This window comes from Corynebacterium callunae (assembly GCF_046592015.1).
Taxonomy (GTDB): Bacteria; Actinomycetota; Actinomycetes; order Mycobacteriales; family Mycobacteriaceae; genus Corynebacterium; species Corynebacterium callunae_A.
In genome coordinates this window covers 49,446-73,304 of the sequence record NZ_JAWVOB010000008.1, presented here as the reverse complement: position 1 = coordinate 73,304, position 23,859 = coordinate 49,446, and the positions used below count along the sequence as shown (strand labels likewise).

Here is a 23,859-nt window from a genome sequence, read left to right as displayed (position 1 = left end):
AATGAGGAGGCCCGCGGGCCTCCTCATTTTTAAGTTGTCTTAAACTACTTGGTTCTTACCAACGACTACAACGCCGCCAGCACTGACCTTAAAGCGCTGTGAATCGCGCTCATGGTCAACACCAATTAGCTCGCCATCGCGGACAATAACGTTCTTGTCCAAGATTGCGTGGCGCACAACCGCGCCCTTACCAATGCGTACGCCTGGCATCAGCACAGCTCCTTCAACGGTGGCGCCCTCTTCCACGATCACGTTGTTGGAGAGCACGGAGTTACGCACTGTGCCTGCAGAAATAATGGAACCTGAAGACACCATTGAGGACTGCGCAATACCGCCCTGGACGAACTTAGCTGGAGGCAAGTTGCCTTCAGAGGTGGTGTGGATTGGCCACTCCGAGTTGTACAGGTTAAAGATTGGGTGCACTGAGATTAGGTCCATGTGGCACTCATAGAAGGCATCGATGGTACCAACGTCGCGCCAGTAGCCCTTGTCGCGTTCGGTAGCGCCAGGAACCCTATTAGCGGAGAAGTCATAAACGTGGGCATCTGAACGGGCAACAAAATAAGGAATGATGTCTCCGCCCATGTCATGGTCGGAGTTCTCATCATTTTCATCATCTTTAAGAGCCTTGATCAGTGCTTCAGTGGTGAAAATGTAGTTACCCATAGAGGCATAGGTTACCTCTGGGTCATCAGGGGTGCCGGGAGGATCAGCTGGCTTTTCTAGGAACTCGGTGATGTTTCCTTCATCGTCAGACTGAATACAACCAAAGGCCGTAGCCTCTGCACGAGGTACGCGAATACCCGCAACAGAGACTGCCTTGCCGGACTTGATGTGCTCATCCAGCATCTGGCTAGGATCCATACGGTATACGTGGTCGGCACCAAAGACGATGACATAATCAGGCTTCTCGTCGGAAATGAGGTTCAGGGACTGCAAAATCGCGTCCGCAGAACCCATGTACCAACGCTTACCCAGGCGCTGCTGCGCCGGGACAGAGGCGATGTACTGGCCGGTTGGGCCAGAAACATTCCAAGAAACGGAAATATGCCTATCCAAAGAGTGCGACTTGTACTGCGTTAGAACCGCAATTTTGAGGAATCCGGCGTTCACCAGATTCGACAAAACAAAGTCGATCAATCTGTAATTGCCACCAAAAGGAACGGCGGGTTTGGCGCGGTCCTCAGTTAGTGGAAACAGGCGTTTGCCCTCGCCACCAGCGAGGACGATTGCTAATACATTTGGTCTACCCTTCACACCCTCAACCATAAAGGGAAAGTTCACTCTGCGCTTGAAAGAAAGAAAACAATTTTTCTGTAGCCCCGTTTTTATGCCCCCATTACGGTATCCCTGCGGGCGACCGAAGAGATAACTAATCTCAACTTCATGAGAGTCGCAATGATGACAAGAGAGTATCCACCAGAGGTTTATGGTGGCGCCGGTGTCCACGTCACTGAACTGACCCGTTTTATGCGTGAAATTACCGAGGTTGATGTCCACTGTATGGGCGCACCACGTGACGAGGCTGGTGTCTTTGTGCACGGCGTTGACCCTGCTCTAGAGAACGCCAACCCTGCCATCAAGACCTTATCCACCGGCCTGCGGATGGCTGAGGCCACCTCAAATGTTGACGTTGTGCATTCCCACACCTGGTACGCAGGCCTCGGCGGACACCTTTCCGCACGTCTCCACGACATTCCTCATATCGCTACTGCGCACTCTTTGGAGCCTGATCGCCCCTGGAAACGAGAGCAGCTCGGCGGCGGTTATGACGTCTCTTCCTGGTCTGAAAAAAATGCCATGGAATACGCCGATGCTGTCATCGCTGTGTCTTCCAAGATGAAAGAATCCATTCTTCAAGCTTACCCCCGTATTGCGGAAGAAAAAGTCCGTGTGGTCCTAAACGGCATTGATACCCAGCTGTGGCAGCCTCGCCCGACCTTTGACGATGCCGAGGAATCTGTTCTTTCTCGTCTCGGTATTGATCCTTCCCGCCCCATCGTTGCTTTTGTTGGCCGTATCACCCGCCAAAAGGGCGTTGAGCACCTAATTAAGGCAGCTGCTCACTTTGACGAAGGCGTGCAGTTGGTGCTGTGTGCAGGCGCTCCGGATACCCCTGAAATTGCAGCCCGCACCACCGCCTTAGTGGAATCCTTGCAGAGCAGCCGTGAAGGTGTGTTCTGGGTACAAGAAATGCTGGATAAGTTTGCCATCCAGGAAATCCTCACCGCAGCAGATACCTTTGTCTGCCCCTCCATTTATGAGCCATTGGGTATCGTCAACCTCGAGGCAATGGCATGTTCCACCGCGGTAGTCGCATCCGATGTCGGAGGAATTCCTGAGGTTGTGGTGGATGGAACCACCGGCGCCTTGGTTCACTATGACGAAAACGATGTCGAGACCTTCGAAAGGGATCTTGCTGAGGCCGTCAACACCATGGTTGCTGATCGACGCCGCGCTGCTCTTTTTGGCGAAGCCGGCCGTACCCGCGCCATCGACGCCTTCTCCTGGTCTGCCATCGCACAACAGACTATTGACGTCTATAAGTCCCTCATGTAATTGCTCATCGTCCTAGCCAGGGTGCCCGTTTTAAAGAACGTCACCCTGGCTTTCTTTTACCCCTAATAACTTCATTACCTGGGCTTTCTCCCCCAACCCCGGGAGAATCGCTAGCCTGAATAAGCAGATATACCCACGTGACAAGCGAGGATACTCACACATGGCCAATACTCCTGATCATTATCATCGACCAGAGCTACACATCACCGCGGAAGAAGGTGTGCTTTTTGCACCTGCTGGTGTACTGCTTGATGGAAATACTTGGCATGTCTTCCATCAGTATCGTCCTTCCTCAGAACACGGTTCCCGCTGGGCACACCAATTTGCCGAGCGAACCCCCTTCGTCTGGGATATTTGCGACGATGTAATTGCCCCTGAAGGTGATGAAACCCAGGTGCGTGCCGGCTCCGTCGTAGCTACTGAAGATGGCGTTGATCTCTATTTCACCTCCGTGGTTGGCTCCTCCTCAACCATTCAGGTCGCTCATATCAATGACATCCGCGCCACCACCGAGCTAGTTAATGAAGATGCCCTGGAACTCGATCCGGAGGTCGTGCGCCTCGGCGAAGTTGTCGGCGATATTGATGGCTACAAAAAGTTCCGCTCCCCTTGTGTGATCCCTGATTGGGAGGATCACAACAATCGCGATGAAGGCCACAATGGCTGGCTTATGCTCGCTGTCTGTGGTCCAGCCGATGCCCCTTCAGTCATGGTGCTTGAATCTGAAGATGGTCGCATGTGGGATCTTAGAGGTCCACTTAGCTTCAGTGGGCTTTCCGGCTTAGCCAAAGACCAAATCCTGGTTGCTCCCCGCATGATTCGTTTGCGCGATGAGGTAGACCACGAAATTTATGATGTTGTCATCGTGACCATCGAACAAGATGGCATTGATGTCTCCGGCTACTTGGTGGGCCAACTAAATGGCACCGAGTTTGAGGTCACCACTCCTTTTACTCGTGTCGACTTCGGCCACGATTTCTCTCGTCCACGAAACACCAACTACACCGAGGACACCATTAGAGGATCCGACCGCTATGAATCCGCCCATATCTTCGGCCTTATGAACGGTGTTGGACGTCTAGACACCCCCACTGAGCATTTGAGCTGGACTACCGAGGGCTGGGCTAATGTCATCTCAGTACCGCGCGTCGTCACACTCCAAGATGGCACTCTCTTCCAAACCCCACCAGAGGGGCTGCTAGATGCCATCCATGAATCCGAGGCTGCTGCTGGATGGACTGCACTATGTGAAATCCCCGCTGGTAGTTCAGTCGAGGTCGCACTTTTGGATGAGGCCGGAGAAATTGCAGCAACCATTGCCCATCATCACAATCAGCTAGTGATCAATCGCTCCATGAACCCCAATCATGCCGGCGATCCCATGGCTATTGCTCCCCTGACTGACGATGACACGGATTCCCTTTTCATCATCGTTGATGGTTCCACCGTGGAAGTTTTTGCAGATGGTGGCTATGTTTCTATGGCTAGCCGGGTCTATTTTGCCAATGGTCCCTTCCAAAAATTTGAGGTGAGGACCGCTGGCAATTCGCGGATCATTCGACAAGAAGAACACTTCCCTGATGATTTCTCCTCCGTGAAACTCGATATTGAAGATATCTATGAGTTCCCGGATTCTGAAGAACCAGATGAGGGTCCAGTGCGCTAAAAAAGAAGGAGCGAAACCGATATCGGTCTCGCTCCTTCTCTTTAAAGGCCTTTAGTTAATGCGCTCGAGGCAGGTAATGCGTGCGCGAGCAGTAACCTTCATCTTTTCTGGAAGGGCTGCAATGCGTTCTTCCAAAACCTCCGGCTTAATGTGGCGAGCTGATGGGCTCATGCCAATCTGAGAAGCAATGGACTTTTGGTCCAGCAGCATCTCAAACTCAACCAATTCGCTCTCGCCAACTGGTCGCAAATGGCCTGCAGCTTGTTCGATCATGCGATCAACCTTGCCAGCTTCTACGTCAATAATGCCCAGGGGTTCACGCAGTTCAGCCAGGTGGCCAATCTCTGCGGTGAGCACAATAACCTGTCCCCTGGGCTTAAGAATGCGGGCAAACTCAGCCGCATTACGAGGCGCAAAGATTACCGTGATGGCATCAACGGATTCATCCTTAATGGGCAGGCGTGCCCAGGCATCAGCAATTACTGCGCCAACGCGTGGATGAACCTTAGCCAGGTGCTTTGCAGCATGGACGGAAACGTCAATGCCAATGCCCCGGGAATCTACCACCGAGTCCAGGGTGTGGGCTAGGTAGTAGCCGGTGCCAGCGCCGATTTCGCAGATTACTGGCTGTTGCTCATCATCAAGTTCAGCGGCATCAAAAACTGTTTGCACATGCTTGGTGATGGATTCAACGAAGGGCGCAAAGTGTCCGCCGGAGAGGAAGGTCTCACGATCAGCGATCATCTGGGCGTCATCGCCGGAATAGCGAAGGCCTGCTCCTCCAGCCAAAGTGACATAACCCTGGCGGGCAACGTCATAGGAATGGCCAGATTCAGACACCAACCTGGTGAAGTCTTCGACACCGCGCAAAGGGGTGCCGTCAATGGGGTCTGCTAGAACATCGATGATGTGGGAAAGCACGTGTGCATTACTCCTTGGGACGGGGTGGATTAACAAATTCTACCCATGGCAATTGCACAGGTTGTTACTGGGCTGCCTCCAACAACAGGGCACCAAGCTCCGCAGCCTCTTCTTTATTTAGTTCCACCACCAGGCGTCCACCACCATCGGAGGGGATCCGCATGACAATCTTGCGGCTTTCTTGGACGGCTTCCATTGGTCCGCTACCAGTCCTAGGCTTCATTGCTGCCATATTGATTCCAGCTCCTCACAACGATAAAACCCGCGATTTAACGCGGCTAAAACACCATTTTAGCTGTTTTTTCAGAATTTTGCCCGGAGGCCCTAGGAAAAGTCCTGCTTAACTGCTTTTTCAGCAAGCTTTGCATTGAGGGAATCCACCTGCCATTTGAGGTGCGCGATCACATCATCAACCTGGTCCTGGCGATAACCACGCAGCACGGTTTCAAACATGATGTCATCAATCTCGCCAGCACCAACCACCTGACGGTTGTGCTCGATGACGTCATTATTTTCTGGCAGGGGCAATGATTGTTCACCGCGGCCAAAAACCTTGGCAAAAACCCAGGTGAAAATCACGATCAACGCCGCAAGAATGACAATCATCAAAAGCCAGGTCAACATGATTGCTCAGTCTAGTGGATCGCGTTGGGTTATCGTCACCTTATGGCCACTGCGCTGCAAAATTGTTGCAGCCACCACATCTGCCATTTTGCTCAAAGCACTCAGTGGTTGGTGCTTATGACTGCGACTGCCCAGGTCTACTTGCGCTATGGACGCCACCCCGTGACGGCGGGCGACGTCGATAAGCAAACCCGCTTCAACGCCGTAACCCGACACAAAAGGCAGGGTACGCGCGGTGCTGCGACGGATGGCGTATTCGCCACCGAGGGGTTGTTGGATGTGGCTAAGTTCTGGGAAAAGCAGGCGGAGCAGGGGTTTTGCGGTGAGCTCCGTGACGCGTCCGCCGCCGGTGGGGCGGTCGCCAAAGGTGCGTTCGTAATCGGCCTTGACCAGATGAATCTGAGGATCAGCAAAAGGCGCTGCAAGTTTATTCACCATGCCGGGGCGGAAACTGCGCAGATCGGCGTCGACAAAAACTACAACCTCGCCGCGCGCTGCATAAACTCCGCGCCATAGCGACTCACCCTTGCCGGGAATCGGTTCAAGGGGCATGATGTCGCGCCAATTAAGCACCCAAGCCCCGGCGCGACGAGCTTCCAGGGCGGTGTTGTCGGTGGAATCGGCGTCAATAACCAGCACTTCCAGCGGGTTATCAGCCAGCGCGGCCTGCACCACTGCCGCCACCGTAGTTTCCTCATTGAGCGCCGGAATAACCACGCTTACCGTGCTCATACCAGTCCCCTTGTGGTGTTCAGTGGCGCGACCTCGCCTTTAATGGCAGCCGTCATTTGCAAGACATCAAAGGTGTCTGCCACCTCGTGTACCCGAAACGCCGCCACGCCGTGCGCCGCAGCCCATGCGGTCGCTGCCAGCGTGCCGGGAACCCGCTTTTCGACGCTGCGATCGACGGTTTCGCCGATGAAATCTTTATTGCTTAGAGCCATTAGCACTGGCCATCCTGTAGCCACGACCTCATCGATTCTTCTTAAAAGTTCCAGCCCGTGGAAGGTATTTTTGCCAAAGTCATGGGTGGGATCAATAAAAATCTGATCCTCCGGCACCCCAACTTTTACCGCTCTTTCCGCCAAAGCTGTGGTCTCCTTAATGACATCGGCCACCACATCATCAAAATACACGCGGAAAGGCCTAGTCCGCGGGATGGCGCCGCCGGTATGGGAGCAGACATAACCCACCCGGTGCTGGCCTGCTACTTCCACAAGTTCCGGATCGTGTCCAGCCCAGGTGTCATTAACTAAGGTGGCACCATTTTGAATGGCTATATCTGCCACTTCCGCGCGCCAAGTATCCACCGAAATTGCGATCTCGGGGAATTTTTCCCTTACTGCAGCGATGATGGGCACTACCCTATCGATTTCCTCTGCCGGGGAGACAAAATCGCCAGGACCTGCCTTTACTCCACCAATATCGATAACTCCTGCCCCTTCTGCGATCACCTGAGAGACGCGATCCAAAGCTGCAGTATCGGCAAAGGTCGCACCCTTGTCATAAAAAGAATCAGGGGTGCGATTAACAATGGCCATGATGACCGGCAAAGAACTCATAGAACCTAATGTAGCCACTGCCTAATTATGACGGCGGGCTACATCCAAACCAGCGTGTGCGGTGACAATAAATTTCACTGCCTCATCCACGTCATCGGTCACCAAAACACGATCAATATCTTGCTCTGCGATCATGCCTTCTTCCACCAGGCGAGTGCGGATCCAATCCACCAGGCCTGCCCAGAATTCAGTACCGATCAACACAATGGGGAAATTGGTGACCTTGCCGGTCTGCACCATGCACAGCACCTCAAAAAGCTCATCGAGGGTGCCAAAACCGCCCGGCAAACACACAAAAGCCTGGGAGTACTTCAAGAACATGGTCTTGCGGGCAAAGAAATAACGGAAGTTTAGGCCCAAATCCACATAGGGATTAAGTTGCTGCTCATGGGGCAATTCGATGCCGAGACCAACAGAGAGACCATTGGCTTCAAAGGCACCCTTGTTTGGGGCTTCCATCAATCCCGGGCCGCCGCCAGTTACCACTGCATAATCGGCCTTTACCAGCTTTTCTCCCAGCTTTTCACCCGCCTCATAATAGGGGTGACCTTCTTTGATTCGAGCTGAACCAAAAACAGTAACTGCCTTGGGCATTTCATGCAGGGCGTCAAAACCAGCGACAAACTCAGATTGAATGCGCAGCACGCGCCAGGGGTCAGCGTGCTTCCAATCGTGATCGGCGCGCATTTCCAAAAGGCGCTGATCAAAGGTTCCTGAACTTTGGCGGCGCTGCAATACAGGTCCGACCAAATTGCGGTTCTTATCTGGGTTTGGCGTTTGCTTCGGGGCCATCGTTACCCTCCTCAAAAGTATCTGCTTGGAGTTTCTACGATAACCCCGAACGCTCCTAGGCGCTCAGGTAAGCGCGCAGAATCTCCGCTACCTCTGTGACCTGCTCAACTGGACACTGCTCATCGCGCTTATGGGCAAAGCTGGGGTCTCCAGAACCAAAGTTCAAGGCTGGCACACCCATCTCGGAAAAGCGTGAAACATCCGTCCAGCCGTACTTTGCGCGGATCTTTTCCCGACCCACTACCCCAATCAGTCCCTGAGTAACTTCCTTACCCAAGCCTGGGAGGGCGCCGCCGGCGGCGTCCTCTAGTTCCCACTCGATACCTTCAGCCCCGTTGAGGCCTAGAGTGCCGACCACGTGGGCAATCGCTTCGTCGATAAGCCTATTTGGCGCAAAGCGGAAGTTGACGTACATCCAGGCCAGGTCCGGGATCACATTGGTGGCCACGCCGGATTCACAGTGCACAATATTGAGGCCTTCGCGGTAGGTTAGGCCATCGATGTCCACCTGGAGTGGCTCATATGCTGCAACTTTTGCGATATATGGGGAGAGTTTGTGCATGGCGTTGTCACCCAGCCAGGAACGTGCAGAGTGCGCGCGGACGCCATGAGCAGTGACTTTAATGCGAATATTGCCCTGGCAACCCGCTTCGATCCAGCCGCCAGTTGGTTCGCCCAGAAGGGCCAGATCTGCAGCCAGCCACTCTGGATGCTGCTGCTGAATGTGGCCGAGACCATTGCGATGTGCAGAAACCTCCTCACACTCATAGGCAATGAGGGTGAGGTCATATTTAAGTTCCTCAGAGGTGGCCAGCAACGCGAAGGTATTCAAATACACCGCCATGCCCGATTTCATATCCACCGTGCCACAGCCATAAATGATGCCGTCTTCGGTTCGGCTGGGAACGTTATCGGCAATGGGCACCGTATCAATGTGGCCTGCCAACATGACTCGAGAAGCGAAACCCCTATTTGTACGGGCCAGCACATTATTATTAAAGCGAAGTACTTCTACACCCGGTAGATTTAGCTTTCGAAGTGCCGCTTCAATGGCATCTGCGATTTCCTGCTCCTCCCCGGAAGGGCTTGGAATATCAACCAAGCACTGGGTCAACGTGATGGGATCGCCGAGCAGATCAAGTTCTGGCGCAGTTTTTTTATTCTGATCAAGTTGCATAACCACCAGCCTACAAATCTTTCCAGCACAGACTGAAAGTGAAAGACACTAATGAGCAAAAATTTTGTCGGAGCCCAAGGAATTGGTATCGCGAATATCGCCATGGACGGCACCGTTTTGGATACCTGGTACCCAGATCCCAAGCTGGTGGACCCCGAATTTTGGTCTGAGCGTTATCCCCTTGAGGTTGGCACCACCCGATTGGGCGCCAGCGATGTCACCCCGCGAATGTTGCAGCTGATCAAACTAGACCAAGACCGCTTGGTGGAGCAGGTGGCTGTGCGCACCGTTATTCCTGATCTTTCCCAGCCTGCTGTGGATGCACATGATGTTTATTTGCGCCTGCACTTGCTCTCCCACCGTTTGGTGCGACCTCATGAGCTCGATATGTCCAATGCACTGGAACTTTTGTCCAATGTGGTGTGGACCAACAAGGGCCCTTGTCTACCCGATAACTTCGAATGGGTGCGCGGTGCTTTGCGTTCACGTGGCCTCATCCACGTTTATTGTGTGGACCGACTGCCCCGCATGGTGGATTATGTGGTTCCTTCGGGAGTGCGTATTTCTGAGGCAGAGCGTGTGCGCCTTGGTGCCTACCTTGCGCCTGGCACCTCAGTGCTGCGTGAGGGATTTGTATCTTTCAACTCCGGCACCTTGGGTGCCTCTAAGGTGGAGGGCCGTTTGAGCTCAGGTGTGGTCATCGGCGAAGGTTCCGAAATTGGACTCTCCTCCACGATTATGTCCCCGCGTGATGAGAACCAGCGTCGCCTGCGCCTGAGCATCGGAACCAACTGCACCTTTGGTGTGAGCTCCGGAATTATCGGCGTGAGCTTGGGAAATAACTGCCACATTGGCAATAACATCGTGCTAGATTGCGATACCCCGATTTGGTTCCCGGAGTTTAATGAGCTGCGGACTGTGAAGTCCATTGAAGGCGAGGACAATTGGAGCATTAAGCGTGAGACCGGTCATCATGAACCAGTAGCGCGCCGAGAAATCTAACCCTGTTTCATTTCTCATGTCCGGTGGGTTTACGGTTATCTCATGGCTACCACCGAAACTAAAGAGGGGTTGGGTACCGGATTAAGGACCCGCCACCTCACAATGATGGGTCTTGGTTCCGCCATTGGTGCGGGACTATTCCTGGGCACCGGCGTGGGTATTCGTGCCGCCGGTCCCGCTGTTCTAGTTGCTTATATCATCGCTGGCGCAATTGTGGTGTTGGTTATGCAGATGCTGGGTGAAATGGCTGCAGCTCGTCCCTCTTCCGGAACTTTCTCCCGCTATGGCGAGGATGCTTTTGGGCACTGGGCAGGCTTCTCCTTGGGCTGGCTCTACTGGTTCATGTTGGTCATGGTGATGGGCGCCGAGATGACCGGTGCTGCTGCCATGATGGGCGCTTGGTTTGGCGTAGATCCATGGATTCCAGGACTGGTCTGCGTGGTGTTTTTTGCCGTGGTTAACTTGGCCACCGTGCGAGGATTTGGCGAGTTTGAATACTGGTTCGCATTCATCAAGGTAGCTGTCATTATCGCCTTTTTGCTAGTGGGTGTGGCCTTGATTTTTGGCCTACTCCCTGGCACTAGCTTTATTGGCACCACCAACTTCATTGGCGAGCATGGCTTTATGCCTAATGGTCTGTCCGGCGTGGCTTCTGGTCTGCTGGCTGTGGCCTTTGCTTTCGGTGGCATTGAGATCGTCACCATTGCCGCTGCGGAATCCTCCAAGCCTCGCGAGGCAATTTCCCTAGCTGTTCGCGCAGTTATTTGGCGTATTTCGGTGTTCTACTTGGGCTCAGTATTGGTTATTACCTTCCTCATGCCCTATGAAACCATCGACGGCGCTGAGACCGCTGCGGAGTCTCCTTTCACCCAGATTCTGTCCATGGCGCATATCCCAGGCGTGGTGGGTTTCATGGAAGCTGTGATTGTATTGGCTCTGCTATCTGCATTTAATGCACAAATTTACGGCACCTCCCGTTTGGTTTACTCCTTGGCAAAGCGTCAAGACGCGCCCCAGATTTTCCGCAAGTTGAGCAAGAACAATGTGCCTACCAATGCGGTATTGCTCTCCATGTTCTTCGCCTTTGTATCCGTGGGATTGCAGTATTGGAACCCCGCTGGCTTGCTGGACTTCCTCCTTAATGCAGTGGGTGGCTGCTTGATTGTGGTGTGGATTATGATCGCACTTTCCCAGCTCAAGCTGAGAAAAGAACTTGAGGCCAATGGTGAAATCTCCACTGTTCGCATGTGGCTGCACCCGGGGCTAGGCATTTTCACCCTCGTGTTGATCGCTGGTTTGATTCTCCTCATGTTGGGCGATGAATCTGCCCGCGGCCAGGTCTTTTCCGTCATTATTGTGTACGGTTTCTTGGTTGTTTTGTCTTTCTTTACCGTCAATAGCCCTTTGCGGGGTGGCAGGAAAAACACCTCCGACTTGAAGTGATGATCAGCCAGAAATTATCCTGGAGGGCATGACAACTGCATCCGCAATCGGCATTGCTACCCTGACCGCTAAAGGCGACGTTCTTGACGTTTGGTACCCGGCACCTGAATTAGGTGTCGGGTCTTCTGAATCCTCAGACCTTGCTACCGAACTTGCAGCCCTCGAAGGCGCTGATGAAGACCGCGGTGTGACCCGCAAAGTCGTCACCACCACCATTGAATCATTGGACGATGCTCCAGTAGATGCATATGACGCATGGCTGCGCCTGCACCTCCTCTCTCACCGCTTGGTGCGCCCACACGGCCTTAACCTCGATGGCGTGTTTGGCCTGCTGCAAAACGTCGTATGGACCAACTTCGGACCTTGCGCAGTAGATGGCTTCAACCTCACTCGCGCTCGCCTTTCCCGCCGTGGACAGGTCTTGGTGCATTCCGTCGATAAGTTCCCTCGCATGGTTGACTACGTTGTACCTTCAGGCGTGCGCATTGGCGACGCCGACCGCGTCCGCCTCGGCGCTCACCTCGCCGAAGGCACCACCGTTATGCACGAAGGTTTTGTTAACTTCAACGCTGGCACCCTCGGCGCTTCCATGGTGGAAGGCCGTATCTCCGCAGGCGTCACCATCGACGACGGCACCGACATCGGTGGCGGCGCCTCCATCATGGGCACACTCTCCGGTGGCGGACAGCACGTAATCTCCCTGGGCAAGCGTTGCTTGCTCGGAGCCAACTCCGGCTGTGGCATCCCACTGGGCGACGACTGCATCATTGAGGCAGGCTTGTACGTCACTGCAGGTTCCAAGGTGCTTTTCGACGGCGCGATCGTCAAGGCAGCAGAGCTCAGCGGACGCAATGGACTCATCTTCCGCCGTGACTCTGTGAGCGGACAGGTTGTTGTAGTACCAAACACCAAGGTCATTGAGCTTAACGCCGACCTGCACTCCAACTAATCATCGTTATCGAGGTGCCGTTGCCTGATTTGTTCAAATCGGCTCAGCACCCGATCTCGTAGATATTGTCCCCACCTCCCTCGGGGCATCACTTGAGCGAGCGGACCAGTGGGTCGGGTGACCATGGGTACATCCAAAGGACCGATCCACTTCACCTCCGCCAAGCCGTTGATCTCCGCTGTAAAACGCATATCAGTTTTCATATTGTGATGGCGCTGGCAGACCAGTTGTAAATTCCAGTCCACAGTCTTGCCCCCTTCCTTCCAAGGCACAATATGGTCCACCTGACATTTGCTAGCAGGTACACAGCAGCCGGGGAACCTGCAGTGCCCATCGCGAGCCCGCACCAGCGCTATGAGGCCTTCGCTTGGCCGATAGCCCTCCTCTACCCTGCCCTTGTACTTGTCAAGATCCTTAACCCCTAGGACCTCACAATCGGCATAATCACCGATATTGCAGAATCCAGAATCAGGCATCCATCCAATATCTGCTTCCTCATGTGGGGTGTAGAGGTACTTGTTGATTTTGACCTGGCTATTCTCCTTTAGGACCTCCACCAAGCCAGATACCAGATCCATGCCTTTGGTAGACCAATGACGCAGGAGCTCATTCAGACGCTTTCGATTCTCCCCACTGAGCCGAATTTGGGCATAGGTGACGCCATCCTTCATCTGTGCCCGTACATAGTCTTGTATCTCCCCTGGAGGCTTGGGCGGTGCGGGATCAAGCTCAAAGATCCATCGCTTAATGTGACGCGCCAGGGTTGAAGACTGGATCATAGCTTCATCGGCGGTTACTGGAGTAAGCGCATCCACAATGCGACGGTCCAGCTCCGGCCAAATCTCTGGAGAGCCCTTGGCAACCGCAAGCATGATAGTTCCGAGGTATCTAGTGGTGAGGAAGTAATAGCGCTCCTGGATTTCGCGCAGCAATGGTAGGTTCTTCATGGCCTCCATGGCATTGATGCCAACGTTGACTTCGCGGCGCGAGTAGCCGGTGATGCGCATGAGTTCGGTGATTAATGAATCTGCATCAAACTCCTCCGCCTTGGTGAGAAGGCTGGCCCACATTTGGTGTGAGGTTTTGATGACTTCAATATTGATATGGACCCACGGATCCGCTGGGTTGAGGTGGCTAAAGAATACTTTTCCGTTCATGATTCCCCCTGGAGTGAACTGCTTCTTAAGATCAATTCTCCATACGAACAGGACAAGCTTCAAGGGTATTTTCAAACATTTATTCGATTCTCAGGTTTAAAAAGACCACGTCGGAAAACTCGACGTGGTCTGAGAAAAACCTTATGCGGGCTCTGTAGTGAGCACAATGCGAGCCTTCGGCTTGCGGAAGGTCCAATACTTATTGACCACAAAATTCACTGGCATTGAAACCACAATGGAGATTATCAAAGCCCAGTAGAACTTGGTGCGCAATCCTGAAGAATCATCAAAGATCTCAGAGGAGAGAGCGATCGGCGAGGTGTCATTCATCAGCAAGGTAGCCACGATCTGGCTCACTACAAAGGCGACCAAGCCGGTTGCCAAGAAGGGGAAAAATCCCTTCCACCAGGAGACAATCTTGGCAGATTTGAAGGTCCACATCCGGTTAAGTTGGTAGTTCCAGGTATTGGCCACAAAAAAGGCAATGGTCATAAACACGTGGTACCAGCGGATATGGAAGTCCGTGCCAAGAAGATTCATAAAAGCATCGCTTTCATGAATCCCCGCGGTCCACCCAGCGATCTTCTTAGATAGCGCAGCAACCACCAGGTTTACCAGGGTGCCTGAGCCACCTACTATTCCGAACTTGATGAACTGTCTGGTAGCTCTCACAAAACGGAAGCCCCAAGTTTTTTGTTCGGAACTCAACGCGCCTCTTTCATGGATAAATTTTGACTTTAAGTTTTTACTTTAGTCCTATTTATGCCAAGCGAGAAACGAAGGCGTCGATACGCTCGTCGGTTTCAGTCATAGCAACTCGCACGTGCTGGGCACCGCGAGGGCCATAAAAATCTCCAGGGGCAACCAGGATGCCACGCTCTGCCAACCAGGCCACAGTGTCGCGGCAAGGCTCATCGCGAGTAGCCCACAAGTAGAGGCCAGCCTCGGAATCGTCCACGCGGAAGCCAGCTTCTAGGAGAGCACGCATGAGCTTGGCGCGTCGCTTAGCATAGATCAGTTTTTGGCCGGCTTCTTGCTCGTCATCATTAAGGGCAGCGATCATGGCCTGCTGAATCTGATATGGAACCATCAAACCTAGGTTTTTACGTACCTCGGTGAGTTCAGAAATAAGGGCCTGATCGCCCACCAAGAAACCTGCTCGATAAGAGGCCATATTTGAGGTTTTAGACAGCGAATGAATGGCGATGAGGTTGCGGTGATCGCCATCGCAGACGCGAGGATCCAGGATGGAAATTGGAGGATTCTCATCATCCCAACCCAGTCCCAGGTAGCACTCATCAGCTGCCAAAATTACGTCATTTTCTTGGGCCCACTTCACAACCTTGCGCAGGTGTTCAATTCCCAGCACCTTGCCGGTGGGGTTGGAAGGAGAGTTGATGTACATCAAGGCCGGACGCTCAGGACCAAGCTTGAGCAAAGAATCAGAGCGCAGCACCTTGCAGCCTGCAGCAGCGGCTGAAACTTCATAAGTGGGGTAAGCAAACTCAGGAATGACGATGGTCTGGCCAGAGATTCCAAGGGTGAATGGCAGCAACGCAATGGCCTCTTTGGTGCCGATGACTGGCAGCACGGAGGCGTCGACAAGCTCAGTTACGTTGTAGCGGCGCTCAAGGGCGCCCTTAATGGCAGCGCGGAGGTCCGGGGTGCCAATTGTTTGGGGATAGCCAGAGAACCCCGCTGCTTCCGCGAGGGCAATCTGGATACTTGGAGCAACCGGATCAACCGGGGTTCCAACAGAAAGGTTCACGATTCCATCCGGATGGGACTGTGCCTTTGCTTTTGTAGAGGCGAGGGAATCCCAGGGAAAATCTGGTAATACGGAAGCAAGCGAGGTTCTTGGGGTCATGCGTTTAGATTATGCCTGAGGAGGCAGCGCCGCGATCATTGGGTGATCAAAATCTTGTGGTCCGAGCTTAGCTGCGCCACCTGGGGAGCCCAGTTCGTCAAAGAATGCGGCGTTGGCATCGTTGTAGTCGACCCACTCATCAGGGACGTCGTCTTCGTAGAAGATTGCCTCAACAGGGCAGGCTGGCTCACAGGCGCCACAGTCAACACACTCATCCGGGTGGATGTAGAGCATGCGCTTGCCTTCGTAGATGCAGTCCACGGGGCATTCTTCAACGCAGGCACGATCCAAGACGTCAACGCAGGGCTGTGCGATTGTATAAGTCATTGGTACTCGAAAACTCCTGAGCTAGTAAATTGCTGGAAAGGGAAAAACTTATAGCTTTATTATGCTACTTCGCCTTGACCACAGGCCAAATTCCACCCGCTAAACCGGCAAAAAGCAAGATGACGGTTCGAATATTTGCGGGCACAATCTGATCCCCCACCACCGCATTCCACAGCAAAAGCGCGAAGAATCCGACAATCCAGGTGAAGAGGGGGATAAATATTGCCAGCCAGTGCCTGGCCCACAGCATAGAAGTGCTGGTCAAGACCATGTTAAAGAGGAAAGCAAGCACTATTGTATAGGGAACCGCAAGCGATGTCCCACCGGGCAGAGTAACTCTGGTGCCGAGGTAAATTACCTCTAAAAGCACTGAAATTAATGCCCCAAGACTAAGCCAGAAGATACCCCCGATTACCTCTCCGCGGCCTAAGTTTCGATGAATGAAACTCTGATTGCGCGCGCCATCTTTTTCACTCATATGCTTAAGCCAGGTCCAATCCATCAAGGGGGCCGGTGGCATTTTCTGGCAGCGGAGTGCCTGCACCAAGCTGGTAGTGCTCATGACGCATAATTGGCTGCGCAATCAGGTTGGACAGGCCCCAAATCTTCACATTGTCCTGCTCGGTGCTGGCATAGGCTGCGCGGGGGTTGGTTAGGGAAACGGAGCCATCGGCAATCCAAATTTGGGTAGCGTGCATTCGCATGGCCTCTACCTTGGCGGCATAAGCAGCATCGGAAAGTTCAAAGCTGAGGTCAATAGAGTCCACTGCAGCTAGCTCTCCCCTGCCCCAGCCTGCAGGAATAGAGGTAATTGCAGCCAATCCCTCTGCTAGTTCCTGGCGGTCGGTAACGGCCCACAGGATTCTTTCCACCCCAACTTTTTCAGCAGCGGCATGGGTAATTTCATGGGCGCGAATATGATCAGGGTGCCCATAACCGCCATCGGGGCCATAGGTGATCAGCAGATGCGGGCGCAGCTCGGTTAGAAGCGAAACCAATTGGTCTACAGCGCGGTCGCCGGAATGGATAAAGGCGCGGGGATGCTCATTGGCAGGATCGCCCACCATTCCAGAATCGCGCCAGCAGCCGGCACCGCCTAGGTGAATTCCGCGCACATCCAGGATGTTCAGGGAGGCATAAAGCTCATGGATTCTAAAACCACCCAGCTGGTCGGCATCGCCATTAACCAGCTGTTGGAAAGTGTCGCCAATAACCTCGCCCTGTTCGCCCAAGGTGCAGGTAATGACGGTGACATCAGCACCGCGGGCAGCCAGGTCAGCCAAAACGCCACCGGTGGTGATCGCCTCATCATCAGGATGGGCGTGGACAGCTACCACTCGCGCGCCGGCAAGATCATTGTGCAAGGTCATTTTTCCTCCAATTGGCGGCACTGGCGATTCCACCAGGCCAGCTAGCAGCATCTGGGCCAATAATGCCGTTGTTTTTTGCCTCTACCCGCGTCTCATGCAAAATTGGGACGCGGATGGCATTGCTTTGATTAAATTCGGTTTCCCAGTTCGGATCAAAGCTTAGTTCCCCAGCCAGCACTCCAGCGATATAGGTGGTGGTAGCTGGATCACACCAATGCGCCAGGTTGATATCGCAGGCATAACGATCAGCCAAACTAATGGGATCAGTGGCGTTCCGGGTCCAGGTAATCATGGCATCAAAATCGCCGTCAATGGCCGAGGACACATCAGTTGTCACGGTTGTAGCCGTGACACCGGCTTGAGCCAGCATATCGACGATGGCCCGCCCGGCTGCCACACCAGCATCGTCGGCCGGGTCAACGGCAAATTTTAATTCCGGCAATTCTTGCTTTTCGACGCCCTCCCGCAGGATTGGGGTCGCTACGCTCAAGTTGGAGCTGCGTGCGGCGCCCAAGCGCGCGGCGAGGGGCACGTCGACAAGCGAACTTAAATAGGCACGATGCTGGGGACTTAGCCGACTGGCGTTAAATACCAGCTCAAGGGTGCGTGAGGTGTCCGAGATTCGTACCTCGGTGTCAGGCACCAGGTTGAGAGTATCAACCAGGGTTTCGGTGGGTCGCAGATTCATAAATGAGCTCTGACCTGTACGTAGGTACTCCCCAGCCTTGGAAGCTGAGGCGACACTGTGGAGGGTAAGGACCTCCACCTCAGCTGGGTTTTCGCCCCAGAAGCGATCATTGCGGGAAAGCGTAATAATGCCCCGCTGACGATCAATAGAACGCACCATATAACGCCCTGCTGAGGCGGGAATTGCATCATAAAGCGCAGTGAGGAAGTTCTTCGAACCGGCAATGAGATGGCTGGGCAAAAGATTATTAAAGAGCAAATGCCAATCTGCAACCGGCGCCGAAAAAATTACATCAACAGTTTTGCCACCGCCACTAATTCGGATCTCAGAAATATTTTCATAAGCTGCGACATTCATCGCACCCTTGGTAGCGGTAATGGATCGCCAGAGATACTCAAAATCTGAACCAGTGATCGGAGTTCCATCGCTCCACTGCGCTTCCTGAGCAATGGTATAGCGCACGGTGGTGGGATCAACCTGCTCAACATTGTCCAAGAGATCCGAATTCACCTGATTGTCCACAAAGGCACTTGGCAAAACCAAGGAGGCGATATCGCGAACGACGGCCGTGTCATCGGCGATGAGATGCGGGTTAAAGCCATTGCGCAAAGGATCAATGCCAATATTGATTGTGGTACGCGAAGCCTGGGGCTCTTCCTCTTTCACTGTTGTAGTGGTGGTCGCCGTAGTAGTACTAGGCGCAGCTTCTTCTACAGGGGCGGGGCCGGGGTTGGCTTGGCACGCTACCAGGAGAACTGAACTGGCAACGACACTTAGAATCCGCAGGCTTAATCTCACCCTGAAAATACTACTGGCCCACCGCGTCCAAAGGACACAGTGGGCCAGCGCTTGTGGCAAAAAACTTTACTTGTTCATGTTCTTTGCACGGGAGCGAGCGCGTCCACGCTCAGTAGCGTTCAAGATAACCTTGCGTACGCGCAGAACCTCAGGAGTAACCTCAACACACTCGTCAGTTCCACAGAACTCCAGAGCCTCATCCAGGGAAAGGTTGTGAGCCTTAGCCAGGGTGACGGTTGTGTCCGCGGAAGCTGCACGCATGTTGGTGAGCTTCTTTTCCTTGGTTGGGTTGATGTCCATATCTTCTTCGCGGTTGTTGGAACCAACAACGACACCTTCGTAGGTCTCGGTGCCTGGCTCCACGAAGAAGGTTCCGCGGTCTGCAAGCTGGGTCAGCGCATAAGCGGTGATCTGGCCGGAGCGGTCAGCAACCAAAGAACCGTGTGCACGGCCCTTGATTTCGCCAGCCCACAGGTCCATGCCATCAGAATAGGAGTTTGCGATACCAGTACCACGGGTTTCAGTCATGAAGGTGGTACGGAAGCCGATGAGGCCACGAGCAGGAATACGGAATTCCATGCGGATCCAGTCAGAACCTGGGGTGGTGGACATGGACTGCATGAGACCCTTACGGGTTGCCATGACCTGGGTAACGTTGCCTTGGTACTCAGCAGGAACGTCGATAACCATGATTTCATATGGCTCGTGCAGCTTGCCATCGATCATCTGGGTAACAACCTGTGGCTTACCAACGGTGAGCTCGAAGCCTTCACGACGCATGGTTTCAACCAAGATGGACAGTGCCATTTCACCACGGCCCTGAACTTCCCAAGCGTCAGGACGCTCGGTTGGAAGAACCTTGATGGACACGTTACCGATGAGCTCCTGCTCCAGGCGAGCCTTGATAACACGAGCAGTCAGCTTGTCTCCGCCGCCACGACCAGCCATTGGGGAGGTGTTAACACCAATGGTCATGGACAGTGCAGGCTCATCAACGGTGATACGTGGCAGTGCAACTGGGTTCTCCAGGTCAGCCAGGGTGTCACCAATCATGATGTCTTCAATGCCGGAGATAGCAGCGATATCGCCTGCGACAACCTCAGTTGTAGGAACACGGGTCACGCCAACGGTAGCCAGAAGTTCTGCAATCTTAGCGGTCTTGGTGTGCTGGTTGCCCTCTTCATCGTAATGAATCCAAGCAACCTGCTGGCCCTTACGCAAGGTGCCTGCGTGTACGCGGACCAGGCCGATACGACCCAAGAAGGAGGAGGAGTCAAGGTTGGTGACGTGAGCCTGCAGTGGGCCGTCGATATCGGCAGCTGGCTCAGGGATGACCTTGTACAGGGTGTCAAATAGTGGCATCAAGTCTTCGGAATCAGGAACGTTGCCGTTGCCTGGGTTTTCCAAAGATGCCTTTCCTTCACGGCCGGAAGCATAAAGAACTGGAAGGTCAAGCAGCTGCTCTGCGGCCTGGGCTGCTTCTTCATCATCAAGTGCAGCAGCAAGTTCCAGGAGCAGGTCCTGAGCTTCTTCAACGACCTCGTCGATGCGAGCATCCGGACGGTCGGTCTTGTTTACTGCAATGATCACTGGCATCTTGGCTGCAAGAGCCTTGCCAAGAACGAAGCGGGTCTGAGGCAATGGGCCTTCAGAAGCATCAATAAGGAGCACAACGCCGTCAACCATGGACAGTGCGCGCTCAACTTCGCCACCGAAGTCGGCGTGGCCGGGGGTGTCGATGACGTTGATGATCAGATCCTTGCCGTCCTTGCCGGCACCCTTACGACGAATCGCGGTGTTCTTGGCAAGGATGGTGATGCCCTTTTCCTTTTCCAGGTCACCGGAATCCATCACGCGGTCTGATACTTCGCCGTGGTCGCCGAAGACGCCAGACTGTTCAAGCATTGCGTTAACGAGTGTGGTTTTTCCGTGGTCAACGTGCGCGACAATCGCTACGTTACGAAACTCTGGATGGGTCACTGGGGGCAATCTCCTGCCGGATAAATATGGAGGGCACTCAATTTCCAAGTGCCCTTTGTTTTAGAACGTTATAAGCGTACTCGCAATTGGGCATTATGCGCACATTGTGAGCCAAAATACCTGGAAAATGCCCCTGCTACGCACTCTAGGCGCACTCTCCTACCGCAGTTTTAAGAGAAAAGTGCGGGGCACGCGGAAAACTCGCGGAAAACTCGCGGAAAAAATTATTCGATAAATTCTGGACTTTTTTAAATTTTAGGTAACAATTCAGCAACTTATAGCGACAAGCTACACAAGAAGCCGAATACAGCAATTATTAAGCAACTCTAAGCGCCCAAGAGAATTGTCTGAGAATTACATATGAAGATTAGTTGAACTTGTATTGACACTTAACTTTGAGCGATTAGTGTGGCAGGAGGAACGAAAGTGAATTTGTGTTACAAATGTGACTAAAGTTTCTAGTTTGTCAGCCTCTATGAAAGGTAAGTAAAACAACCGTGTTTAAGAGAATCACTGCAGTCGCACTGGCTACCACCATTGCCTTTGCCACTCCCGCAGCGCACGCTATAAGCCCGGTTGAGCAAGCCTTCAACTACACCTCGAACCTGTCTAGTGGCTTACCACTTGATCAATGGGGTCGCCCTAATGAGCAAGTACGCCAACAAGTTCTCCAGGCAGTAAATCAGCCTTGGGTTCCACAGGACGTAAAAAATACTGTCACCCAAGCCCTCGGTCTCATCAGCGAAACTCCAGCTGAATCCGAGATTTCAATTCCTGAAAACGCACCACGCATTGCGCAATTCTTCTGGCCCACCCGCGCCGAAAATTGTATTAATGGCAATTCAGCTTCTGTAGGTTCTGTATTCGCAGTTCCTGGTCCTGCCGCACTGCCCCTTCCGGGAGCTGGGGTTGGGCAATCATCCTTTGTGTTCACCGCGCTTGGCACTGGAGCTCTAGCTCGTGATCAACACAGCACCATGCAAGTTCAGTGGGCTAACTTGAGCACTCTCAGGTATGGCACAACAACTTTGGGCAATACCGGTATTAATCCTGAAGGTCCTTCCACAATTTCTGGAGTGGCTGATACAGGAACCGGAATTATTGTCGCAATTATGTCTGGCGGACTGAGCACAACTACAGAAGGCGGTCAGGCAGAATGCAACTTTGCCCCGACCGCTGTCGTCTTTGATGTGAGGTAGAAAAATGACTGATCTACACCCGGTAAAGCAAGAGACCTTTAATACTCAAGCATCCGTAAACACTGACCCCAAGGGATTTCTCCGCGAGGTTGATACCTTCAAGGTCACTGACTTTGGCCTTTATATGGCTCGCGGCGCCAACCACCCTCGTTTTGGCTACTTGGAAAGCTGGCTCCTGCCTGAACTAGGTCTACGCGCTAATATTTTCCACTTCCGCGATGGCGCTGCTGAAAAGAAAGATTTTTATATTGACGTCGCTGAAATCAAGGTCGAGGACAATATTTGGACCACCCGCGATCTCTACGTAGATCTGGTGTCCAATGTTGGTCAGCCCGTCACTGTGCTTGATATTGATGAACTTGCAGCAGCTACCTCAGCTGGACTTATCACTGCCGACGATGCCGAGAAGGCTATCGACGCAACGCTAAATGCCGTGGAGGGAATTACCCGCCACGGCGATGATCCCATGGAGTGGCTGCGCTCCAAAGGCATTGAACTTACCTGGGCTGATGCCAGCTCAATCGAACTGGTACCAGCAGAATAAGCTGTAGAGCTCTACTTAGAAGTTGCGGCTCTAATTTGTTCTTCATTCAGATTTGAGTCATGGATATCTTTTTGCAGCTCTTTGCGCTCAGTCTCGCTCAATGATCCATCGTGGCCAATTTGCAGCAGATCAACAATGCGCATGCGGCGCTCTGATTCCTTATAAATGCGCACTCGGCCACGGAACCACGCCACCATCATGACGGCGATAAGTAGCAAACCGATATAGCCCAGGATCGGATAAACCCAGCCGACCAGGTTCTTAAAGCCAACAAAACTCAGCACAAAGCCCACGAGCACGGTCACAATGTAGACCGGCCTGAAACGTTCTGGCTTAGACGCAGTCAAGCGCTTACCCAAGGCATAAAACATGCCCAATGCGGTATTAAAGATCATGCCGTAAATAACCACGGCCATAACCTGCCCGGCAATGGGGTTGAGTTCATTAATAATGGTCAGCATGGGCATATCATCATGTCCCACAGTTTCTACGGTGGCAAAAATTGTCAAAGCGCTGATGATGATCAGGAAGCCGAGGATCACTCCGCCCAGCAAACCGCCCCGGCCTGCCACTCGAGGGTTAAACATGGAGCCACCGATCACCACTGCCATAGAAACCGCAACCATCATGTTGAAGCCTACGTAGTTGATGGCCGCAATTGCCCAGTGTGGCAAGGTCGTTCCCACAGCAAGCGCCGCTGCGTCCAGCTGATCCACAGGGCTGAAGTTGCCCTCAATGAGGGTGTAAATCGAAGCTGCGGTGATGAAAATGATGATGAATGGAGTGATCGCACCAATAACGGTGGTGACCTTATCCACATCCAACATGCCGGCAGCCAGCACCAACACCACCATCAGCACTGCACCTACCCATAGAGGCAGCCCCCACTGCTGATTAAGGTTGGAGCCCGCGCCTGCGAACATCACAAAGCCAGTAGCAAAAAGCGTAATGATCACGCCGATATCAAGAATTTTGGAAAAGACGGGGTGACTGACTCGTCGAAAAACTTCGCCGTGTTCAGCTGCATTAAAATAGCTGCCCAATTGCAAAATGACGAGCGCCATGATGGTCATGATCACCGCGGAGAGGACAACTCCCCAGATGCCATCCACACCAAAAGCTACAAAATACTGCATCACTTCCTGCCCTGAGGCGAAGCCTGCGCCAACAATAATGCCCACAAATGCGAAGGCAACTCTGAATATTTGAAGAATCATGCCATGAACATTAGTAG

General features: G+C 53.2%; 24 protein-coding genes. 7 read left to right on the top strand and 17 right to left on the bottom strand.

Going from position 1 to position 23,859, the window contains the following annotated elements:
- Window positions 1–39: 39 nt before the first annotated feature.
- Window positions 40–1,269 carry a glucose-1-phosphate adenylyltransferase gene (gene glgC / locus SFC07_RS09920; RefSeq protein ID WP_411208096.1) on the bottom strand — a complete coding sequence of 410 codons (1,230 nt, stop codon included), beginning with the start codon at window positions 1,267–1,269 and terminating at the stop codon, window positions 40–42.
- Between the two features lie 117 nt (window positions 1,270–1,386).
- On the opposite strand from glgC, the gene glgA reads away from it, so the two are divergent.
- Window positions 1,387–2,559, top strand: coding sequence for a glycogen synthase (glgA, locus tag SFC07_RS09915; protein WP_411208095.1), 1,173 nt, complete (start codon window positions 1,387–1,389; stop codon window positions 2,557–2,559).
- A gap of 160 nt (window positions 2,560–2,719) precedes the next feature.
- Window positions 2,720–4,225: a GH32 C-terminal domain-containing protein gene (locus SFC07_RS09910; RefSeq protein ID WP_411208094.1), complete on the top strand. Its 1,506-nt coding sequence runs from the start codon at window positions 2,720–2,722 to the stop codon at window positions 4,223–4,225.
- 51 nt (window positions 4,226–4,276) lie between these two features.
- Here SFC07_RS09910 and SFC07_RS09905 read toward each other — a convergent pair whose 3' ends face one another.
- The 7 genes from SFC07_RS09905 to dapE form a co-directional block, all read right to left on the bottom strand.
- Window positions 4,277–5,146: a methyltransferase domain-containing protein gene (locus tag SFC07_RS09905; RefSeq protein WP_411208093.1), complete on the bottom strand. Its 870-nt coding sequence runs from the start codon at window positions 5,144–5,146 to the stop codon at window positions 4,277–4,279.
- A gap of 64 nt (window positions 5,147–5,210) precedes the next feature.
- A complete protein-coding gene (locus tag SFC07_RS09900; RefSeq protein ID WP_411208092.1) occupies window positions 5,211–5,378 on the bottom strand; it encodes a DUF3117 domain-containing protein in 168 nt (55 codons plus the stop codon).
- Between the two features lie 92 nt (window positions 5,379–5,470).
- Complete coding sequence (locus tag SFC07_RS09895) at window positions 5,471–5,770, bottom strand: hypothetical protein (protein WP_411208091.1); 300 nt, start codon at window positions 5,768–5,770, stop codon at window positions 5,471–5,473.
- Window positions 5,771–5,776: 6 nt separating this feature from the next.
- Complete coding sequence (locus tag SFC07_RS09890) at window positions 5,777–6,502, bottom strand: glucosyl-3-phosphoglycerate synthase (protein WP_411208090.1); 726 nt, start codon at window positions 6,500–6,502, stop codon at window positions 5,777–5,779.
- Window positions 6,499–7,332, bottom strand: coding sequence for a dihydropteroate synthase (gene folP / locus SFC07_RS09885; protein WP_411208089.1), 834 nt, complete (start codon window positions 7,330–7,332; stop codon window positions 6,499–6,501). Before folP ends, SFC07_RS09890 begins: the two co-directional genes overlap by 4 nt.
- A gap of 21 nt (window positions 7,333–7,353) precedes the next feature.
- Window positions 7,354–8,124 (bottom strand): TIGR00730 family Rossman fold protein, encoded by a 771-nt coding sequence (locus SFC07_RS09880; RefSeq protein WP_411208088.1) that lies wholly within the window; start codon window positions 8,122–8,124, stop codon window positions 7,354–7,356.
- Between the two features lie 55 nt (window positions 8,125–8,179).
- The gene (gene dapE, locus SFC07_RS09875) at window positions 8,180–9,301 is read right to left on the bottom strand and encodes a succinyl-diaminopimelate desuccinylase (RefSeq protein ID WP_411208087.1); all 1,122 of its coding nucleotides are present in this window, start codon (window positions 9,299–9,301) and stop codon (window positions 8,180–8,182) included.
- A gap of 51 nt (window positions 9,302–9,352) precedes the next feature.
- Between dapE and SFC07_RS09870 the strand changes: the two genes are divergently transcribed.
- From SFC07_RS09870 to dapD, 3 genes are read left to right on the top strand one after another with little or no spacing between them, the layout of a single operon-like run.
- A complete protein-coding gene (locus SFC07_RS09870) occupies window positions 9,353–10,303 on the top strand; it encodes a DapH/DapD/GlmU-related protein (protein ID WP_411208086.1) in 951 nt (316 codons plus the stop codon).
- Between the two features lie 42 nt (window positions 10,304–10,345).
- Entirely contained in the window at window positions 10,346–11,746 is a 1,401-nt protein-coding gene (gene aroP / locus SFC07_RS09865) for an aromatic amino acid transport protein AroP (protein ID WP_411208085.1), read from the top strand.
- 28 nt (window positions 11,747–11,774) lie between these two features.
- On the top strand, window positions 11,775–12,695 hold the full coding sequence (dapD, locus tag SFC07_RS09860; RefSeq protein ID WP_411208084.1) for a 2,3,4,5-tetrahydropyridine-2,6-dicarboxylate N-succinyltransferase: 921 nt from the start codon (window positions 11,775–11,777) through the stop codon (window positions 12,693–12,695).
- On the opposite strand, the gene SFC07_RS09855 is transcribed toward dapD, so the two are convergent.
- The 8 genes from SFC07_RS09855 to typA all read right to left on the bottom strand — a co-directional run bounded on the left by SFC07_RS09855 (window position 12,692) and on the right by typA (window position 20,882).
- Complete coding sequence (locus SFC07_RS09855) at window positions 12,692–13,852, bottom strand: HNH endonuclease signature motif containing protein (protein ID WP_411208083.1); 1,161 nt, start codon at window positions 13,850–13,852, stop codon at window positions 12,692–12,694. The two genes, dapD and SFC07_RS09855, sit on opposite strands and share 4 nt — an antisense overlap.
- A 141-nt stretch (window positions 13,853–13,993) precedes the next feature.
- Window positions 13,994–14,560 (bottom strand): GtrA family protein, encoded by a 567-nt coding sequence (locus tag SFC07_RS09850; protein WP_411208082.1) that lies wholly within the window; start codon window positions 14,558–14,560, stop codon window positions 13,994–13,996.
- A 52-nt stretch (window positions 14,561–14,612) separates the two neighbouring features.
- Complete coding sequence (gene dapC / locus SFC07_RS09845; RefSeq protein ID WP_411208081.1) at window positions 14,613–15,719, bottom strand: succinyldiaminopimelate transaminase; 1,107 nt, start codon at window positions 15,717–15,719, stop codon at window positions 14,613–14,615.
- Between the two features lie 9 nt (window positions 15,720–15,728).
- Window positions 15,729–16,046, bottom strand: a complete 318-nt coding sequence (gene fdxA / locus SFC07_RS09840; RefSeq protein ID WP_411208080.1) for a ferredoxin — start codon at window positions 16,044–16,046, stop codon at window positions 15,729–15,731.
- A gap of 64 nt (window positions 16,047–16,110) precedes the next feature.
- Window positions 16,111–16,524, bottom strand: coding sequence for a hypothetical protein (locus SFC07_RS09835; protein ID WP_411208079.1), 414 nt, complete (start codon window positions 16,522–16,524; stop codon window positions 16,111–16,113).
- Window positions 16,525–16,528: 4 nt separating this feature from the next.
- The gene (gene mshB / locus SFC07_RS09830) at window positions 16,529–17,416 is read right to left on the bottom strand and encodes an N-acetyl-1-D-myo-inositol-2-amino-2-deoxy-alpha-D-glucopyranoside deacetylase (protein ID WP_411208078.1); all 888 of its coding nucleotides are present in this window, start codon (window positions 17,414–17,416) and stop codon (window positions 16,529–16,531) included.
- Window positions 17,400–18,902: an ABC transporter family substrate-binding protein gene (locus SFC07_RS09825; protein WP_411208077.1), complete on the bottom strand. Its 1,503-nt coding sequence runs from the start codon at window positions 18,900–18,902 to the stop codon at window positions 17,400–17,402. Before SFC07_RS09825 ends, mshB begins: the two co-directional genes overlap by 17 nt.
- A 66-nt stretch (window positions 18,903–18,968) precedes the next feature.
- Window positions 18,969–20,882, bottom strand: coding sequence for a translational GTPase TypA (typA, locus tag SFC07_RS09820; protein WP_411208076.1), 1,914 nt, complete (start codon window positions 20,880–20,882; stop codon window positions 18,969–18,971).
- A 497-nt stretch (window positions 20,883–21,379) separates the two neighbouring features.
- Here typA and SFC07_RS09815 point away from each other — a divergent pair, with 497 nt between their 5' ends.
- Both SFC07_RS09815 and SFC07_RS09810 read left to right on the top strand, forming a co-directional pair.
- Entirely contained in the window at window positions 21,380–22,081 is a 702-nt protein-coding gene (locus SFC07_RS09815; RefSeq protein WP_411208075.1) for a hypothetical protein, read from the top strand.
- Window positions 22,082–22,085: 4 nt separating this feature from the next.
- Window positions 22,086–22,625, top strand: coding sequence for a DUF402 domain-containing protein (locus SFC07_RS09810; RefSeq protein WP_411208073.1), 540 nt, complete (start codon window positions 22,086–22,088; stop codon window positions 22,623–22,625).
- 11 nt (window positions 22,626–22,636) lie between these two features.
- Here SFC07_RS09810 and SFC07_RS09805 read toward each other — a convergent pair whose 3' ends face one another.
- On the bottom strand, window positions 22,637–23,842 hold the full coding sequence (locus SFC07_RS09805; RefSeq protein ID WP_411208071.1) for a hypothetical protein: 1,206 nt from the start codon (window positions 23,840–23,842) through the stop codon (window positions 22,637–22,639).
- Window positions 23,843–23,859: the final 17 nt, after the last annotated feature.

What these genes read in the sequence shown, in the direction of transcription:
- SFC07_RS09810 (WP_411208073.1), top strand. Translation starts at nt 22,086, where the DNA reads ATGACTGATCTACACCCGGTAAAGCAAGAGACCTTTAATACTCAAGCA.
- SFC07_RS09910 (WP_411208094.1), top strand. Translation starts at nt 2,720, where the DNA reads ATGGCCAATACTCCTGATCATTATCATCGACCAGAGCTACACATCACC.
- SFC07_RS09890 (WP_411208090.1), bottom strand. Translation starts at nt 6,502, where the DNA reads ATGAGCACGGTAAGCGTGGTTATTCCGGCGCTCAATGAGGAAACTACG.
- SFC07_RS09870 (WP_411208086.1), top strand. Translation starts at nt 9,353, where the DNA reads ATGAGCAAAAATTTTGTCGGAGCCCAAGGAATTGGTATCGCGAATATC.
- aroP (WP_411208085.1), top strand. Translation starts at nt 10,346, where the DNA reads ATGGCTACCACCGAAACTAAAGAGGGGTTGGGTACCGGATTAAGGACC.
- dapC (WP_411208081.1), bottom strand. Translation starts at nt 15,719, where the DNA reads ATGACCCCAAGAACCTCGCTTGCTTCCGTATTACCAGATTTTCCCTGG.
- SFC07_RS09880 (WP_411208088.1), bottom strand. Translation starts at nt 8,124, where the DNA reads ATGGCCCCGAAGCAAACGCCAAACCCAGATAAGAACCGCAATTTGGTC.
- dapE (WP_411208087.1), bottom strand. Translation starts at nt 9,301, where the DNA reads ATGCAACTTGATCAGAATAAAAAAACTGCGCCAGAACTTGATCTGCTC.
- SFC07_RS09805 (WP_411208071.1), bottom strand. Translation starts at nt 23,842, where the DNA reads ATGATTCTTCAAATATTCAGAGTTGCCTTCGCATTTGTGGGCATTATT.
- SFC07_RS09895 (WP_411208091.1), bottom strand. Translation starts at nt 5,770, where the DNA reads ATGTTGACCTGGCTTTTGATGATTGTCATTCTTGCGGCGTTGATCGTG.
- SFC07_RS09855 (WP_411208083.1), bottom strand. Translation starts at nt 13,852, where the DNA reads ATGAACGGAAAAGTATTCTTTAGCCACCTCAACCCAGCGGATCCGTGG.
- dapD (WP_411208084.1), top strand. Translation starts at nt 11,775, where the DNA reads ATGACAACTGCATCCGCAATCGGCATTGCTACCCTGACCGCTAAAGGC.
- mshB (WP_411208078.1), bottom strand. Translation starts at nt 17,416, where the DNA reads ATGACCTTGCACAATGATCTTGCCGGCGCGCGAGTGGTAGCTGTCCAC.
- fdxA (WP_411208080.1), bottom strand. Translation starts at nt 16,046, where the DNA reads ATGACTTATACAATCGCACAGCCCTGCGTTGACGTCTTGGATCGTGCC.
- glgA (WP_411208095.1), top strand. Translation starts at nt 1,387, where the DNA reads ATGAGAGTCGCAATGATGACAAGAGAGTATCCACCAGAGGTTTATGGT.
- folP (WP_411208089.1), bottom strand. Translation starts at nt 7,332, where the DNA reads ATGAGTTCTTTGCCGGTCATCATGGCCATTGTTAATCGCACCCCTGAT.
- SFC07_RS09835 (WP_411208079.1), bottom strand. Translation starts at nt 16,524, where the DNA reads ATGAGTGAAAAAGATGGCGCGCGCAATCAGAGTTTCATTCATCGAAAC.
- SFC07_RS09900 (WP_411208092.1), bottom strand. Translation starts at nt 5,378, where the DNA reads ATGGCAGCAATGAAGCCTAGGACTGGTAGCGGACCAATGGAAGCCGTC.
- glgC (WP_411208096.1), bottom strand. Translation starts at nt 1,269, where the DNA reads ATGGTTGAGGGTGTGAAGGGTAGACCAAATGTATTAGCAATCGTCCTC.